This window comes from Auritidibacter ignavus, assembly GCF_029853775.1.
Taxonomy (GTDB): domain Bacteria; phylum Actinomycetota; class Actinomycetes; order Actinomycetales; family Micrococcaceae; genus Auritidibacter; species Auritidibacter ignavus.
This window is the reverse complement of record NZ_CP122564.1, coordinates 1,959,867-1,974,489: the sequence shown is the minus strand read 5'-3', so window position 1 is coordinate 1,974,489 and position 14,623 is coordinate 1,959,867. Positions and strand designations below refer to the sequence as shown.

General features: G+C 59.5%; 13 protein-coding genes. 4 read left to right on the top strand and 9 right to left on the bottom strand.

Features of this window, described 5'->3' with window-relative positions; all coding sequences use genetic code 11:
* The first annotated feature begins 269 nt into the window (after positions 1–269).
* Genes QDX22_RS09035 through QDX22_RS09025 form a run of 3 tightly spaced genes read left to right on the top strand, consistent with a single transcriptional unit; the run spans position 270 to position 3,621 of the window.
* On the top strand, positions 270–1,010 hold the full coding sequence (locus tag QDX22_RS09035; protein WP_110100837.1) for a TetR/AcrR family transcriptional regulator: 741 nt from the start codon (positions 270–272) through the stop codon (positions 1,008–1,010).
* 15 nt (positions 1,011–1,025) lie between these two features.
* Entirely contained in the window at positions 1,026–1,964 is a 939-nt protein-coding gene (locus QDX22_RS09030) for an ABC transporter ATP-binding protein (RefSeq protein ID WP_110100838.1), read from the top strand.
* A gap of 1 nt (position 1,965) precedes the next feature.
* Complete coding sequence (locus tag QDX22_RS09025) at positions 1,966–3,621, top strand: ABC transporter permease (RefSeq protein ID WP_110100839.1); 1,656 nt, start codon at positions 1,966–1,968, stop codon at positions 3,619–3,621.
* A gap of 32 nt (positions 3,622–3,653) precedes the next feature.
* On the opposite strand, the gene QDX22_RS09020 is transcribed toward QDX22_RS09025, so the two are convergent.
* From QDX22_RS09020 to QDX22_RS09005, 4 genes are all read right to left on the bottom strand, one after another.
* A complete protein-coding gene (locus QDX22_RS09020) occupies positions 3,654–4,664 on the bottom strand; it encodes a dipeptidase (RefSeq protein WP_110100840.1) in 1,011 nt (336 codons plus the stop codon).
* 111 nt (positions 4,665–4,775) lie between these two features.
* Positions 4,776–5,753, bottom strand: coding sequence for a PstS family phosphate ABC transporter substrate-binding protein (locus tag QDX22_RS09015; RefSeq protein ID WP_110100841.1), 978 nt, complete (start codon positions 5,751–5,753; stop codon positions 4,776–4,778).
* Positions 5,754–5,755: 2 nt separating this feature from the next.
* The gene (locus QDX22_RS09010) at positions 5,756–6,067 is read right to left on the bottom strand and encodes a hypothetical protein (protein WP_110100842.1); all 312 of its coding nucleotides are present in this window, start codon (positions 6,065–6,067) and stop codon (positions 5,756–5,758) included.
* Between the two features lie 36 nt (positions 6,068–6,103).
* Complete coding sequence (locus QDX22_RS09005) at positions 6,104–7,345, bottom strand: Na/Pi cotransporter family protein (protein WP_110100843.1); 1,242 nt, start codon at positions 7,343–7,345, stop codon at positions 6,104–6,106.
* A 405-nt stretch (positions 7,346–7,750) separates the two neighbouring features.
* Here QDX22_RS09005 and QDX22_RS09000 point away from each other — a divergent pair, with 405 nt between their 5' ends.
* Positions 7,751–9,694 (top strand): aconitate hydratase, encoded by a 1,944-nt coding sequence (locus tag QDX22_RS09000; RefSeq protein ID WP_110100844.1) that lies wholly within the window; start codon positions 7,751–7,753, stop codon positions 9,692–9,694.
* Positions 9,695–9,697: 3 nt separating this feature from the next.
* On the opposite strand, the gene QDX22_RS08995 is transcribed toward QDX22_RS09000, so the two are convergent.
* The 5 genes from QDX22_RS08995 to QDX22_RS08975 all read right to left on the bottom strand — a co-directional run bounded on the left by QDX22_RS08995 (position 9,698) and on the right by QDX22_RS08975 (position 14,209).
* The gene (locus tag QDX22_RS08995) at positions 9,698–10,801 is read right to left on the bottom strand and encodes a serine hydrolase domain-containing protein (protein ID WP_110100845.1); all 1,104 of its coding nucleotides are present in this window, start codon (positions 10,799–10,801) and stop codon (positions 9,698–9,700) included.
* A gap of 113 nt (positions 10,802–10,914) precedes the next feature.
* Complete coding sequence (locus QDX22_RS08990; RefSeq protein WP_110100846.1) at positions 10,915–11,517, bottom strand: response regulator transcription factor; 603 nt, start codon at positions 11,515–11,517, stop codon at positions 10,915–10,917.
* Positions 11,514–12,575 (bottom strand): sensor histidine kinase, encoded by a 1,062-nt coding sequence (locus QDX22_RS08985; RefSeq protein ID WP_279674644.1) that lies wholly within the window; start codon positions 12,573–12,575, stop codon positions 11,514–11,516. Before QDX22_RS08985 ends, QDX22_RS08990 begins: the two co-directional genes overlap by 4 nt.
* A gap of 15 nt (positions 12,576–12,590) precedes the next feature.
* A complete protein-coding gene (locus tag QDX22_RS08980; protein WP_110100848.1) occupies positions 12,591–13,310 on the bottom strand; it encodes an ABC transporter permease in 720 nt (239 codons plus the stop codon).
* Entirely contained in the window at positions 13,310–14,209 is a 900-nt protein-coding gene (locus QDX22_RS08975) for an ABC transporter ATP-binding protein (RefSeq protein ID WP_110100849.1), read from the bottom strand. Before QDX22_RS08975 ends, QDX22_RS08980 begins: the two co-directional genes overlap by 1 nt.
* Between the last annotated feature and the right edge of the window lie 414 nt (positions 14,210–14,623).

Here is a 14,623-nt window from a genome sequence, read left to right as displayed (position 1 = left end):
CGCAACCGGCCGTTGCCCGGTACCGGAACGGTAACCTCCCGTCGTTATCGCACTATTCGCTTAAAGGACTACTGACGACCATCGAGTCGCAAGCATTGCAAAATCTCGAGGGTCTGGTCGATGCAAAGCTCGCTGTCGGGAATTCCCACTGAACGCTGAACACCTTGTATTCAGTGTTCTTGTGGGCTAAATGACCGTTCAGCTACCGTCTTTCATACCGGGGCTCAACACTAATTGAGGCGCCCTGGTTATAGCGAAGGGAGACGGCGATGATGGTCTACCGTTACGGAGCCTCCAATCCCCACATCGGACATCACGAGCACTCCACTGCTGTCACGGATCACCTCGCCAGCGACGACAATTCGTCCTGCTCTGAACAGGAAAAATCGGCCAAAGAACGTATCCGAGATGCAGCGCTCGTGCTCTTCGCCGAGCACGGCTTGAATAACGTGGGGCTCAAGACTATTGCGCGCCGAGCCGGAGTTTCTGCTCCGTTAGTGGTCCACCATTTCGGTTCCAAGGCCCAGCTGCGCAAAGCTTGCGACAGATACGCCGCTGAACGGATTCGGGCCGCAAAACTCAATGCGGTCTACCGTGAAGGACATTTTCCGCAGAGCTACATCTTCGATGCCATCCAAGAGTCGAGCCACCTTGCCCGCTACGTCGTTAGAGCCTTTGCTGAAGGTGGAGAGGAAGTCGATGAACTTTTTGATCAGTTGATTGAGGACTTTTTGGTCTATGCAGGGGAAGCCGAAGAACTCGGGCAAATGCGCTCCAGCCAGAATAGGCGTCATCGTGCGGTCCTACTCCTGTTGATGTCGTTTGGTTCCTTGGTCCTCCACAAGCAGATGAAACGGCTTTTGGGAAGCTCTCCGATAGACGACCCTCCCGAGCAGTGGGGCCCTTATGTCGCCGCCGTGTCTGAGATTTTTCTGCAGGGCGTGCTTATTCCCGAGGCAAATCCTGACCTCGTGGACTTTGTTGAAAGGTACTCCTCACCTGAGGACTAATCAAAGGAAGGTGCGATGAACGAGAATACTGCGGTGATCTATGCCAAAAATCTCGTCAAGACGTTCGGCTCGGTCCGAGCGCTGGATGGCCTAAACCTGTCTGTGGAACCCGGTGAGGTGCATGGTTTTCTGGGCCCGAATGGTGCAGGTAAGTCGACCACCATGCGGGTACTGCTAGGCTTACTGCGCGCCGATGCCGGACATATTGAACTCTTCGGGCGCGACCCATGGCGTGATGCGGTCGCCTTACACGAGCGCTTGGCCTATGTGCCCGGTGACGTGGAGCTTTGGCCAAACCTGACCGGAGGTGAGGTCATCGATATGTTCCTCCGCCTGCGAGGAACTTATCACCCAACCAGGCGCGATGAACTGATCGAACGGTTCGACCTCGATCCGCGGAAAAAGACTCGAACCTATTCCAAGGGCAACCGGCAGAAAGTGGCATTGATCTCTGCCCTGGCAGCGGACGTGGACCTGTTACTTTTAGATGAACCCACTGCAGGGCTTGACCCCTTAATGGAGGCAGTCTTCCAGAAAGTCATCCACGAGATCAAAGACCAGGGTCGCTCAGTACTGCTTTCGAGTCATATTCTGGCTCAGGTTGAGGCGCTGTCTGATCGGGTGTCGATTATCCGCGCTGGCCGTATCGTACAGTCTGGTTCACTGACCGAGTTGCGCCTGATGAGCAGAACCACGCTAGAGGTTGAAACCGCCCGTTCGGCCGCACCGCTTGCCAATCAAAGCTTTGTCCATGACTTCCGCACTGAGGGACAACGCGCCATCTTCCAGGTGGATGGCGACCACATTCACGAGGTGATGAGCGACCTGGCTGAACTGGGCGTTCGGTCCATTATGGCGCATCCGCCAACATTGGAGGAACTGCTGATGCGCCACTATGGAGATGGTCTCTCCGCACGTGATGCAAGCTCCGGCACACCGAAGGAGGTGTCCTGAGATGAGTGTTAAATCAGGCCGAGCCCAGTATGCTCTCAAGCCCGCGAGGAGGCAGGCGCCTTTTTCCGGTACCGCCATTCTGCTCCGTTTCATGGTGCGTCGCGACCGAATTCGCGCGACAGCATGGATTGTGGGGATTGGGTGTTTGGGCTTCTACTTTGCCCATGCGATCCAGTTTTTGGCCGAAACCGAGGACGAATTGCGGACAATGACCACTATGTTTACTGATCCACTGGGAAGGATGATCAGTGGTCCCGGTTTCGGGATGGAAAACCCAACCCATGAACGGTTATTCTCCGGCGGATACGTTCTTTACCTTTATCTACTCGTTGGGCTGATGAGCATATTTACGGTGGTACGGCACACCCGATTGGAGGAACAGACCGGACGTGCTGAGCTGATCCGGGCCAACGTTGTGGGCCGCCATGCCACCCTGACCGCAGCATTGCTGTTGGCCGGAATCTGCAATCTTGTCGTTGGCCTGCTGATCTGGATCGCAGCACTGTCAGCCGACTATGCTGTGCAAGGCTCCCTGCTGGTCGCCATCGGCGCATGCGCGGTCGGCCTCTTTTTCGCTGGTATAGCTACCGTGGCTGCACAATTGAGCGAGTCCTCCCGAGCAGCCTCGGGCATCGCCGGAGCCACGCTCGGCCTTGCCTTTCTCGTCCGGATGGGAGGTGATGCCGCTGAACCTGGCGGTAGCACACTGTCCTGGTTTTCTCCGCTGGCCTGGGCTCAACAAACTGCACCCTATGTTGACGACCGTTGGTGGCCTCTTTTGATTCCGACTGGTTTCGCGATACTCCTGGTGTGGTTAGGCTACTGGCTTTCTACAACCCGTGACGTCGGAGCAAGCCTCGTGCCGACCCGGTTGGGACCCCGGGTGGCTCGACCGTTGCTGGGTACCCCGCAGGGCTTAGCTCTTCACACCCTCAAGGGCACGTTGACTGGGTGGGTCATCGCGCTGTTGCTGGCCTCGTTGATGTTTGGCAGTTTCGCTCAGACGGTTGTTGACGTTGCCGATGACCTCCCGCCGGAGATGGCCCAAGTCTTTGCCGGAGAGGACATGTTGCGAGGTTACTTGGCTTATATAGCTGTGTTTATGACTGTCTTCATCGGCGCTGCCGGGGTTAGCGGACTCCACCAAGTGCGCGGTGAGGAAAACTCTGGCCGTGCTGAATACGCGATGTCGGCGCCGGTGAGTCGAACCGCCTGGCTTGGCGCGCATCTGGGAGTGCTGATCCTCGGGGTCTTGCTTATTCAGGTGGTGGTCGGCGTGGGTATGGGCTTGGGGGCCTTGGCCTCCCTAGATACCGAAGGTGGCAAGTACTTCGCGGACCTGTTGCTGGCTGGTATTGTGCAGGTACCCGCGGTCCTGGCTTTGATCGGCGTTGTCGTTGGATTACTGGGATGGCTACCGAAAATTGCTCTTGGAGTCGGATGGTTCTTCGTCGGTTTTGGCGCAGTGATGTCCACCTTCGGTCAGCTCCTGGAACTTCCCGATGCGCTCGCAAACCTTGATATTTTTGGTCATCTGGCTGAATATCCGGTGGAGCAGGTTGAACTAGGTCCCGTCGGAGTGCTCCTGGCTATCGCTGTTGGCGGGATCGTCATCGGATTGATCGGCTGGAACCGGCGACAGATTAATTGTGTCTAAGCGACGACAGCGGATGTAGCAGCTCGCTATGGTCACTGGCTCTGGGCATCACCGAGAACCCGGAGAATATTTCCGCTGGTCAGTGCTACCAGGTCGGTGGTAGACCAGTCCTTGTCCACCAGTGCCTCAAGCAACCGCGGGTAGCCATCAACCCGTTCCAAGCCCTTCGGGCCCGACGGGATGCCGTCGTAGTCTCCACCGAGACCGATGTGATCAATTCCGGCGACCTCGCGGGCGTGTTCCAGGTGGGCGACAACATCATCAATGCCGGCATGGTCCTTGTTGGCGGCGATGAACTCGGGCACGAAGGTCACCATTTGGACTCCCCCGTTGGTGGCCAGCCGGCCGAGCACGTCGTCGGGTACATTGCGCGGGTGGTCGTGGATGCCTTGACAGCTGGAATGGGAGAAGATCACCGGTTTCGTGGAGGCGTCCAGGGCATCGCGCATGGTTTGGGAGGCGACGTGGGACAGGTCGACCAGCATGCCGATCCGGTTCATTTCCGCCACCACCTCACGGCCGAATTCGGTGAGCCCGAATTCCACCGGGTCTCCGGTGGCTGAGGCCGCCCACGAGGTGTTGTCGTTATGGGTCAGGGTCATATAGGTGACTCCCAACCGGCGCATCATCCGCAAGACAGCCAGGGATTCATTGATGCAGTGCCCGCCTTCCATCCCGAGCAACGAGGCGATCTTGCCCTGCTTCCAGGCGACACGGACTCCATCAGCGGAGTCGGCGAGGGCGAATACGTCCGGGAACTGGTCGACGAGCCGGTAGACGCAGTCGATTTGTTCCAGCGTGGCGGCCACGGCCTCGGGTTCGCTGAAGGTCGAGGGAACAAAGACCGACCAGAACTGGGCGCCGACCCCACCGGCTTGCAGGGAGGGGATATCGGTGTGCAGAGAGGTATTGCCTTCGGCTAGTCCGGCCTCGGTCACGGAATAGCCATATCGCACCCGCAGGGCGATGGGCAGATCATTATGCCCATCCCAGATAGGTGCCTGATCAAGAACATCGGCCACGGTCTGCGCTGAAGTACTCATAAAGTCATTCAACCAGACCGTGGCCGTGTCTGACAGTGGCAGTCAGCAGTGGCAGTCAGCAGTGGCAGTCGGGCGGTAGTAGCCGACTGACTCGAACCGGTCTTAGTCGAGCTAGTCGAGCAGGTCGCTGACTGGTTCGGACCGGAAGGGGTCACCTTCGTAAATGGAACCGGTGGTGCGGTCCTCAAGACGGGCCCGCACATTCTCGTAGTCGTCCTCGCCGAGGCGGTAGAAGAACGTCCGTGGCATGATCTCGTAAGCATTGTCCACGTAGTAGGTGACGAACTCTTCCAGGTTCTCGTCTTCCTCAAGGGAGTCGAGGTTGACGTAGATGAATAGCGGCCGTGTCAGCGGGGTGTAGGTGCCGTTCTGGGCGTTCTCCAGGCTGGGGTCGACACCTTCAATACTGACGGTGGCGAGCTCATCGCGCACCTCGTCATCGGCAGAGGTGAAGTAGTTACCGATACCCATGAACCCCAGGGCGTTGTCGTCCTCAGAGATCCAGGTGGCCAGCTGATCGAGGTTATCGGTTTTGCGGTAGTCATCGCGGATCTCTCCGGCTTCACCATTGACGTGGTGGGTGAAGTAGTCGAAGGTACCCGACCCGGCGGGACGACCGACCAGCTCGATCTCCTCATCCGGCCAGTCCTCGCGCACATCAGACCAGGTGGTCACGTCCGAACCCGGCTCCCAGATGGCCTGTAACTCGTCCATGGTCAAGTCACCGGCGAAGTCGTTGGCGGAGTTTCGCACCACAGCCAGGGTGTCCAGCGCGATGGGTAGCTCGATGAACTCCACACCGTTCTCCTCACACAAACTGAGGTAGTCGGTCTCCGCATCCTCGCCAGGGATGGCCTCGGAGGCGTTGTTGATCGCGACATCGCCGGTGCAGAAGGCATCGAATCCGTTGGTGGTGCCCTCCGCGGTGATCTCGACGTTGTATCCACCGTCGTTGGCAATCAGCTCGGTGATCGGAGCGACGGTGGTCGAACCGCGGGCCACGATGGGGTTGGTGGCCTCCTCAGCTTCGGCTGAGCAGGCAGTCAGGGCTAGAGCGCCCACGGCGCTGAGTGCAAACACTTTGCGCATAGTTAGTTCTTCTCCTCCCCGCTGTCCTGCTGTCCGCTGGCCTGCTCAGCGCTCTCGGCCGATGCGTCCTCAGCGTGAATCTGGGCGCCGCGCAGTTCAGCAACCATCAGTTGCAGGAACTCTTTGATCTTGGACCAGCGGACCGTGGCGTTGGCCAGGTGTTCTTCGAGTCTGTCGACCTCTTGGTGTTGGCGACGTTCGGTCTGGATCCGGGTCAGTTCCTCCCGCAACTCAGCCATGGAGGTCTCGGTGTCGGCCAACACACGTTCCAGACGGGTTTCAATGTCTTGGTCTAGCTCGTTGTTTTCGCTCATGAGTCAGTCCTTCGTCTCTCGAAAGGGTGGCACCGGTTAGAAAGCGCTGGTGGCGAAGATCAGGATCAGTGGTAGCACCAGGAAGACGCCCACTGCCCAGATCACCGCGTAGATCTTGCGCTCGGCGGCGAGGTTGGCCAACCAGGTCGATCCCCGCGGCGGCAGGTTGCGTAGGAAGGGCAAACCGTAGATCACGATGGTGGCGAAAAGGTTGAAAGAGAGGTGAACCAGAGCCGCGGTCAGTGCCGCAGCAGCCTCAACTCCCTCGAAGGCAAACGCTGCGACCAGCGCGGTGATCGTGGTCCCGATATTGGCACCCAGGGTGAAGGGGTAGATCTGTTTCAGGGTGAAGACACCGGAGCCAGCCAGCGGCACCACCAGCGAGGTGGTGGTCGAGGAGGACTGGACCATCACGGTGATCACAGTACCGGAAGCGATGCTGGTGACCGGACCGCGACCGATGGCGGTGTGCAACACCTGCTTGGCCTTACCCACCATCAGAATGTTGAGCATCTTGCCGATGAAGTTGATCACGAGCAGGATCAATCCGATGGCGACCAGAATCATCACGACCCCCTGCCAGGTTTCGGGCAGGAAGCCCAAGACATATTCAATACCGTTGGCCAGTGGTTCGGTGGCCCCGGAGACGACCGCCCCAATACCTTCGAAGATCGCGTTGATGATGGTCACGTCACTGCCGACGGTGGCATCAGCAACTGCAGTGGCGACCGACTGCAACAGGCCGAAAATCATTTCCAACGGCAGGAAGATCAGCACGGCGAGCAAGTTGAAGAAGTCGTGGACGGTGGCCGCAGCGAAACCGCGCCGGAACTGTTCCTTATCGCGGACCATACCCAGCGAGACCAAGGTATTGGTCAGCGTGGTCCCCAGGTTGGCACCCATAATGATCGGCACGGCCACGTCCAGTGGCATCCCGCCGGCCACCATACCTACCGTCACCGAAGTGGTGGTTGACGAGGACTGTGTCAGGGCGGTGGCTACCACACCGATCATCAGCCCCACGATGGGGTTGGAGGCGAAACTGAACAGGTCTTCAGCCTGGTCTCCGGTGGCGATCTTGAAACCGGAACCGATGACGTTCACCGCAGTGATCAGCACGTAGATCGCTGCAATGACTGACAGCCAGTTGGCAACACTCAGAGCGGTGCCGGTCAGCCCCATTCTCTCAAAAGGACTGCGTTTGGGCTGACTTTCTTCAGACTGTACCTCAGCCTCTTTTTCTCTCTCTGTACCACGGTCGACGGTGGTCTGTGACATCTCTCCTGCTCCTGAAGGTATCGCGTGAGGTGTGAGTTCTACCGGCCAGTACCGGCGATCCGTACAGGGAGACTAAATGATCAGGTTATACTTTCCTGAACCATTGGGTAAATACGTGATGAACAGGTGCACATATCACCTGAGGTGAGCGCAACTGGGCACGCAACGTGGTGTCGGAATGGCATGCCTTTCTGTCGTCGCAGGCTGTCTCGTAGCTACCGCTGAGTCACCACTATGCCGCCGGTCACGTCCGGGATAGGATCAAGAGTGAAAGCTTAATCCGGCGCAGGCGCACTTCCGTCCCGACGCCAATCGAATCGTTGCCCCGAGACGGAAGTGCGCCCTCTGGCTAGATAGCTGACCAAGTAGCTAACTAGGTATGAGCACCCTGCGGAAGGAATAGTCATGGCTCGCAGTGTTACTGAGAAGCTCATCGCCTCCCACCTCGTCGACGGCACACTCACCCCCGGTGAAGAGATCGCGATGACCGTCGATCAGACTCTCACCCAGGACGCCACCGGCACCATGGTGATGCTGGAGCTGGAAGCCTTGGGCCTCGACCGGATCCGCACCGATCTCTCGGTGCAGTATGTCGACCACAACCTCCTCCAGACCGATGAAAAGAACCCCGATGACCACGTTTTTCTACAATCGGCGGCCCAACGCTTCGGCCTGTGGTATTCCAAAGCCGGCAACGGCGTCTCCCATCCGGTGCACCAGGCACACTTTGGCAAACCTGGGACGACCCTGATCGGCTCGGACTCACATACGTGCGCGGCCGGGGCACTGGGCATGCTGGCCATTGGTGTCGGCGGTTTGGAAGTCGCCATGGCCATGGCCGGTCAGCCACTGTATGTCACCATGCCCGAGGTGTGGGGAGTCGAGCTGACCGGGGAGCTCCCCGACTGGGTGTCCGCCAAAGATGTGGTGTTGGAGATGTTGCGCCGGCACGGGGTCAAAGGCGGTGTCGGTCGCATCATCGAGTACCACGGTCCCGGCCTTTCCGGTCTGACGGCGATGGACCGGCATGTCATTGCCAATATGGGCGCCGAACTCGGCGCGACCACGAGCGTGTTTCCCGCCGATGATGCCGCCCGCACTTATCTTCAGGCCGTGGGCCGTGAGGAAGATTTCACGCCTCTCGTCGCCGACGACGACGCCTCCTATGACGTGACCGAACACATCGATCTGTCCAACCTGGAGCCACTCATTGCCCGCCCGTCCTCGCCGGGCAATGTGGTGCCCGTAGCCGAGGTCGACGACGAGGAGGTCTACCAGGTGGTCGTCGGATCCTCTGCCAACCCCGGGTTGCGTGACTTCGCGGTCGTCGCCGAGATTCTCCACGATCGGCAAACTCATCCGCGGGTATCGGTCGATATCAACCCCACCTCCCGCGAGGTGCTCGCTGATTTGGTGGCCGGCGGATGGTTGAGCTCGCTGGTCGCCTCGGGAGCGCGGGTCCACCAATCCGGTTGTCTGGGGTGCATCGGCATGGGGCAAGCCCCGGCCAGTGGGCGGAATTCACTGCGCACCATGCCGCGCAATTTCCCGGGCCGTTCGGGGACCGAAGAAGACTCGGTGTGGCTGTGTTCCCCGGAGACCGCCGCTGCAGCTGCCCTGACCGGACGGATCACCGATCCCCGCACGCTAGCCGATAGCCACGGGATCAGCTATCCGCGCCCGGAGATGCCCGAGAGCTTCAGCACCTTTGACGCGATGCTCCTTGCCCCGCTACCGGAGGATCAGGCCCGTGAGGTGGAGCTGATCAAAGGACCGAATATCTCCTCGTTGCCAGACTTCGACCCCCTGCCGGATACCGTCGAGCTACCGGTGCTGCTGGTGATGGATGATGATGTGTCCACCGATGAGATCATGCCCGCCGGTTCCCGAGTGCTCCCCTATCGCAGCAATATCCCCCGGATCTCCGATTTCTGCTTTGAACGCATTGATGCGACGTATCCGCGCCGGGCCCAACAGCAACAGGGTGGCCACGCGGTGATCGGTGGCGAGAACTACGGACAGGGTTCCTCCCGCGAACATGCTGTCGTGGCACCCCGCTACCTGGGGTTGCGGGTCGTGATCGCTACATCCTTCGCCCGGATTCACTGGCAGAATTTGGCGAATTTCGGGATCCTTCCCCTCGAATTTGCCGATCCGGCCGATCATGATGCCGTCAACCAGGACGACGTGCTCGTGCTCGATGGTCTCCATGAAGCCCTAAAGAACGGGTCAGAGCTGACCGCAACCATCGGCGAGCGCCAGGTGCGGTTGCGTCACCGGCTCTCAGACCGGCAGGTGCAGATGGTGATCGCCGGAGGACGGATCCCGATGACCGCACAGATGGCCTAAGACCTACCCCCAGGCACGCACCAAGGTTGGAAACAATCGGAAGGGTAGCGACTGGCCACTGGTGATATCGACCGTACCGGCGAGGTAGAGGTCTCGTTTTGGCGAATAGAAAAGCCAGGTGCCGGTGGCGCCCGAGTGACCGATCAGCTCGCGGAAATACATCGTCCCCAGCCCATAACTCAGGATGGGAATGTTCCGGAGCCGGTTTCTCCACTGAGTCAGCAGACCGCTGGTAGCGGGATCGTTGAAGAGTTCCCCTCCCAGCAAGGCACGCTGAAAGGTGATGAGTTCTGCGGGGGTGCTGATGAGGTCGTGGCTGGAGCGGATCAGCTCTGGGAGTCGGACCCACTGACCCCTCCTGCTCAGCTGAGCACACTGGGCATCGGGTACCGCACCGGGTAGCTGAGTTTTCTTCAGGCCCAGCGGCCCGGTGATGCGTTGCCTGAGCAGGTCCGCATAGCACTGGCCGGTGGCCTCCTCCAGCACACGAATCAGCAACAGGAACCCGGTATCGGAGTACCGGGCCTTCTGTCGTTTGGCATCGAGATCCTGCGGGGCGAAGTGTGGGTGCTGTTGCTCCTTGGAAATCTTCAACGCCTGGGTGAAATCCCACCCAATATCCTCTCCGGAGGCTAGGTAGTCGTAGAGGCTCCTGGCGTCTCGGCGCTTCTCCAAATAATCGGGCAACCCAGAGGTATGGGTGGCCAGATTGCCCACAGTTATCTGGGAGCTGTAGTCCTTGCCACGGTAGAGATGCAAACCCTCAGTCACCTCCACCGGGAGATAGTGAGTCAGGGGAGCGTTCAACTCTATTTCCTGCCGTTCGACAGCCTGCAACAACAGTGTGGCAATGAAGATTTTGGTCACCGAGGCGATAAAAAAGGGCGTCTGCGGACCCATGGGCGTACCCGACTCATCTGCCGGCCCTGAGGCACCCGCCCAGTAGCGAGTTCCCTCTCCACTGGCCAAAGCGAGACTGGCGTGTTGGACCGCACGCCGTGCAGTCAAGCGTTTGAGCACAGCGCAGAGTTTGGCATCCACGCGGGGTGTGACGGCGTTTTCGTCGGCACGTTGCACTTCAGCATCGATGTGCCCGAGGGAGATCATGTGATGAACATTACCATCCAGTACCTCTTCCGGAGAACTCCTCTGGTGAGCAGCTGAGTCAACTGATGAGCGGGCTAGGGTCGGGCCTGGAGAGTAACAGGCCAGCGACCATCTCAGAGCCAACCGCGTTCACGGGCCCGTTCGACAGCCTGGGCTCGAGAGGACGCCCCGGTCTTTCCGATCGCCGACGACAAATGGTTGCGGATTGTTCCGTTGCTCAGGAAGAGACGAGCGGCGATCTGACGCACCGCCACACCGTCGGCGCTTGCACGCAGAACGTCTCGCTCTCTGGCCGTCAGCGGGTTCGCTCCCCAGGTCCGAGCCTCTTGGAGAAGCTGTGGATCGAACACGCGCTCCCCGGCAGCGACCCTTCGGATCACGCTGATGAGTGCACTCGGTTCTTTGTCCTTGGTGACGAATCCGGCGCAACCGATCTGCCATGCTCGAAGTACGTATCCGGGCCGATCGAATGTTGTACACATTATTACTCGAGTCTTCGCACCCCATCGGGCCACCTCTTGTGCGACCATGAGACCGTCTCCCGGCATGTGGATGTCCAGGAGTGCAACGTCGGGTTGCGTGTGTCGAATCGAGTGCAGTGCCTGGTCCGCATCGGATGCTTCAGCTACGACCTCGAAGTTGGTTGTGAGCTCGATATAGGTTGACAGGGCTCGGCGAAACATCAGCTGATCATCGGCAAGAAGGATACGAATCACGGCAACCTCGCTGTCACCACGGTCCCCTGGTTCTGGCCACTGTCGACGCTGAGGGTTCCACCGCATGCGCAGATCCGATCTTTCATACCTCGGATACCTTCGCCTTCGATCACAGACCCGCCGTGACCGTCGTCGGCGATTTCCACACCACTGGCCTCGACGGTGATGGATATCAGGCTCGCATTCGCATGTCGCACCGCGTTCGTGACAGACTCTCGAATGACCATTGCCAGGACAGGTTCGTCGCGAGGTTCTGGGATTCCCATACGGTGAATATCAAGCCGTATACCCGCGGCGTGTGCGGTCGCTTCCGCTGCAAGGAGTTCTGCGTCGAGCGTCGTCTGGCGCAGATTGCGCACGGCGTCTCGAGTATCCCGAGAGATGGTTGAAGCCAGCCGGTTGATGTCCTCGACTTCAGCCAGGGCTCGACGGTGGTCGGAACGCGAGAGCAACTCAGCACTCAGTCGGGCTTTGAGGGCAATCGTGGTCGCTGAGCGACCAAGCACATCGTGCAGGTCGCGCGAGACTCGTTCGCGTTCTCGAAGCACGGCCATATCAGCTATCGCATCTTTGGCGTCAACGAGTTGTTCGTTGACCTCCACGAGTTGCAGGACGAGCACCGTGGCGATAGCTACCGAAAGTAGCATCACGAAATTCGGAACGTTCTCATGGGCCACCCCCTCAACAAAGCTCACCACCCCCAGGACAAGCAGGCCCACCATGGCCGTGACGATCCCTGGCACACGGGGCAAGAGGACAAGCATCAGACAGAGCGCTGGCGCGAAAATGGGGGCACTTCCCGCCCCGAGCAACACCACCAGGATCAACCCCAGGGAGCCGACGAGAATCACGGCAGTGATTCGGAGTGCCGCTGCCCTGCGGAGGTTGACCAGAAACGCCGAGGCGATGGTCGTGATCCCGTAGACGACGGCAAGAATAATGAGGAAGGTGCTATACGGCGCATACTCGGGTTCGCTTAACAGCGACACCCAGGAAGGGATGGTGAGCACCATGAAGCCGGTAGCAATCAGTACTGCGGCCCACGGTGTCTTCATCATCTCCTCCGATCCTCCTTAGATTCTCTCAGCGACACGGCGATACCGCCACAGAGATATGAGGGCCAAGACCCCGAACCACGCTGTGAGGATGATGATCGCGGGGACGGCGCGCACCGGGTCTGTACCTGCCAACCCGAGTTCGGCGAGCCAGTAGCTCGGCATCAGCTGAGCAACCGAGGTCCACACCTCCGGTAGCAGGTTCAGTGGAAGAAAGAGTCCTCCGAGCGTGGCCAGGGCGAGCATCAACACGATGACGATCGTCTGCACGTTCTCTTTCTGGGCGAAAAGCCCGATCGTCACGCCTAAGACGGCGAAGGGGATCGAACCGATCCACACGCCCACCGTTGCGAATGCCCAGTCACGTGGCGTCAGCGCGACCCCGTCGAGCAAAACCGCCACGACAGGCACGACAATCACGGCAGGAAGCCCCACGAAGACACCGACGATGACTTTTGTAGTCAGGTAGCCGCGCCCAGACAGTGGCGTGAGACGAAGGACGCGTTGCCACCCGGTCGCACGCTCATCAACAATGCGAGTGCCCACGAGCAGTCCAGCGGTCACGGTGCCCCAGACGCTCATCCCGATCATGATCTGTCGAGGCTCAACCGCAGAGCCTGAATCACTGAAGAGCAGGCTCTCGAGCGCGTAGAACACCGCCGGGAAAACCAGAGTGAAAAGTAGCGTGCCTGACGCGCGCAAGGCACGGCGAAGTTCCAGGGTGAGGTAGCCCAGCATCACGACACCTTTCTCTGCTGTGCCGTGAGGGTAAGGAACGCGCGCTCGAGTGACAGTCCAGCCACCTCAATCGATTCCGCCGAGGGCACTCGTTGCACCAGTGCGCGTAACGTGTCGTCCGACCGTGCACTGAGTAGGGTGACACGATTGTGTCGCCAGCTGGCCTCGATCACCCCCGGTAACGTGGCTATCTGTTCGTGGTCACCGGTCGGGATCGTTGCCGAGATCTCTCGTCCGGCCGCCAACTCCTGTACTTCGGTCACCGTGCCGTCGGCAATGATCCGGCCGTCTTGTATAAAGATCACCCGGTCAGCAAATTTCTCGGCTTCAGCCAGATGATGAGTCGCAAACAGCACCGTCTTGCCCACGCTCGTGATGTCACGAATTGATGCCCAAAAAGCGTGACGGGACGCAACATCCATCGCGGCAGTCGGCTCATCGAGCACCAAAATATCCGGGTTGCCTGCAATAGCCAGGGCATAGGTCACCCGTCGCCGTTGACCGCCGGACAATTTCGTGGAGCGACGGCGAGCCAGATCCGCGATCCCTGCGTTCTGCAACGTCCGCGAAACCCCGAGCGGATGCTTGTGCAACCTCGAGACCATCGCGATCAGTTCCCCGACGGTCGCGTCATCGAGCAACGAAGTGGCCTGCAACACCGCCCCGATGGCCCCGACTTGCACGGCACTGGCTGGCGAGAAACCCAATAATTCGACGCTGCCAGTTTCAGGAGGCGTGAGACCTAACACGATGTCGATCAGCGTGGTTTTCCCGGCACCATTTGGTCCCAGTAGACACACCACCTGTCCGCGCGGGATCTCTAAACTGACATCATCAACGGCGGTGACCTCCCAGTAGCTCTTGCCCACACCGCACAAAGAGATCGCGGTCCCACTCATCGTCTTCACCTCTCTCCCCTCACAGCGATACCCGTGGCGTTCGTTCGCACCGTCAACAGGGGCGGGGCCGTGTCTGGTTTCTTCCGGCTTGGGGCAATCATGTGTTTCGCTACCTCCACTGGGCGGCCACACGCAGAAAAATGCCTGTGCGTGTGGGCGACGTGCTCACTACTGTCTGTAGTATCGCGCTGCGTCGGCACGACTACTTAGGGCAAATGTCATGATTGCGGGAATCGTGATGCCTGCACGAAGATCCACCCCAGAGAATCAAGGCTTGCGATGTACCTCATTGTCGCGTCGAAGCATCCGCTCGTCGTTGTGGAGTCCAGGTACCACCCGCCGGAGGTAGCCCGCTGAAACACCTGGGCACACCCGTGACAAGCCTGGAACTTAAGGTCGCACCTACCGAACGCG

Coding starts and splice junctions, on each gene's coding strand:
- QDX22_RS09025 (WP_110100839.1), top strand. CDS start 1,966: ATGAGTGTTAAATCAGGCCGAGCCCAGTATGCTCTCAAGCCCGCGAGG.
- QDX22_RS09035 (WP_110100837.1), top strand. CDS start 270: ATGATGGTCTACCGTTACGGAGCCTCCAATCCCCACATCGGACATCAC.
- QDX22_RS08985 (WP_279674644.1), bottom strand. CDS start 12,575: ATGATGAAGACACCGTGGGCCGCAGTACTGATTGCTACCGGCTTCATG.
- QDX22_RS08980 (WP_110100848.1), bottom strand. CDS start 13,310: ATGCTGGGCTACCTCACCCTGGAACTTCGCCGTGCCTTGCGCGCGTCA.
- QDX22_RS08995 (WP_110100845.1), bottom strand. CDS start 10,801: ATGATCTCCCTCGGGCACATCGATGCTGAAGTGCAACGTGCCGACGAA.
- QDX22_RS08975 (WP_110100849.1), bottom strand. CDS start 14,209: ATGAGTGGGACCGCGATCTCTTTGTGCGGTGTGGGCAAGAGCTACTGG.
- QDX22_RS09010 (WP_110100842.1), bottom strand. CDS start 6,067: ATGAGCGAAAACAACGAGCTAGACCAAGACATTGAAACCCGTCTGGAA.
- QDX22_RS09020 (WP_110100840.1), bottom strand. CDS start 4,664: ATGAGTACTTCAGCGCAGACCGTGGCCGATGTTCTTGATCAGGCACCT.
- QDX22_RS09015 (WP_110100841.1), bottom strand. CDS start 5,753: ATGCGCAAAGTGTTTGCACTCAGCGCCGTGGGCGCTCTAGCCCTGACT.
- QDX22_RS09000 (WP_110100844.1), top strand. CDS start 7,751: ATGGCTCGCAGTGTTACTGAGAAGCTCATCGCCTCCCACCTCGTCGAC.
- QDX22_RS09030 (WP_110100838.1), top strand. CDS start 1,026: ATGAACGAGAATACTGCGGTGATCTATGCCAAAAATCTCGTCAAGACG.
- QDX22_RS09005 (WP_110100843.1), bottom strand. CDS start 7,345: ATGTCACAGACCACCGTCGACCGTGGTACAGAGAGAGAAAAAGAGGCT.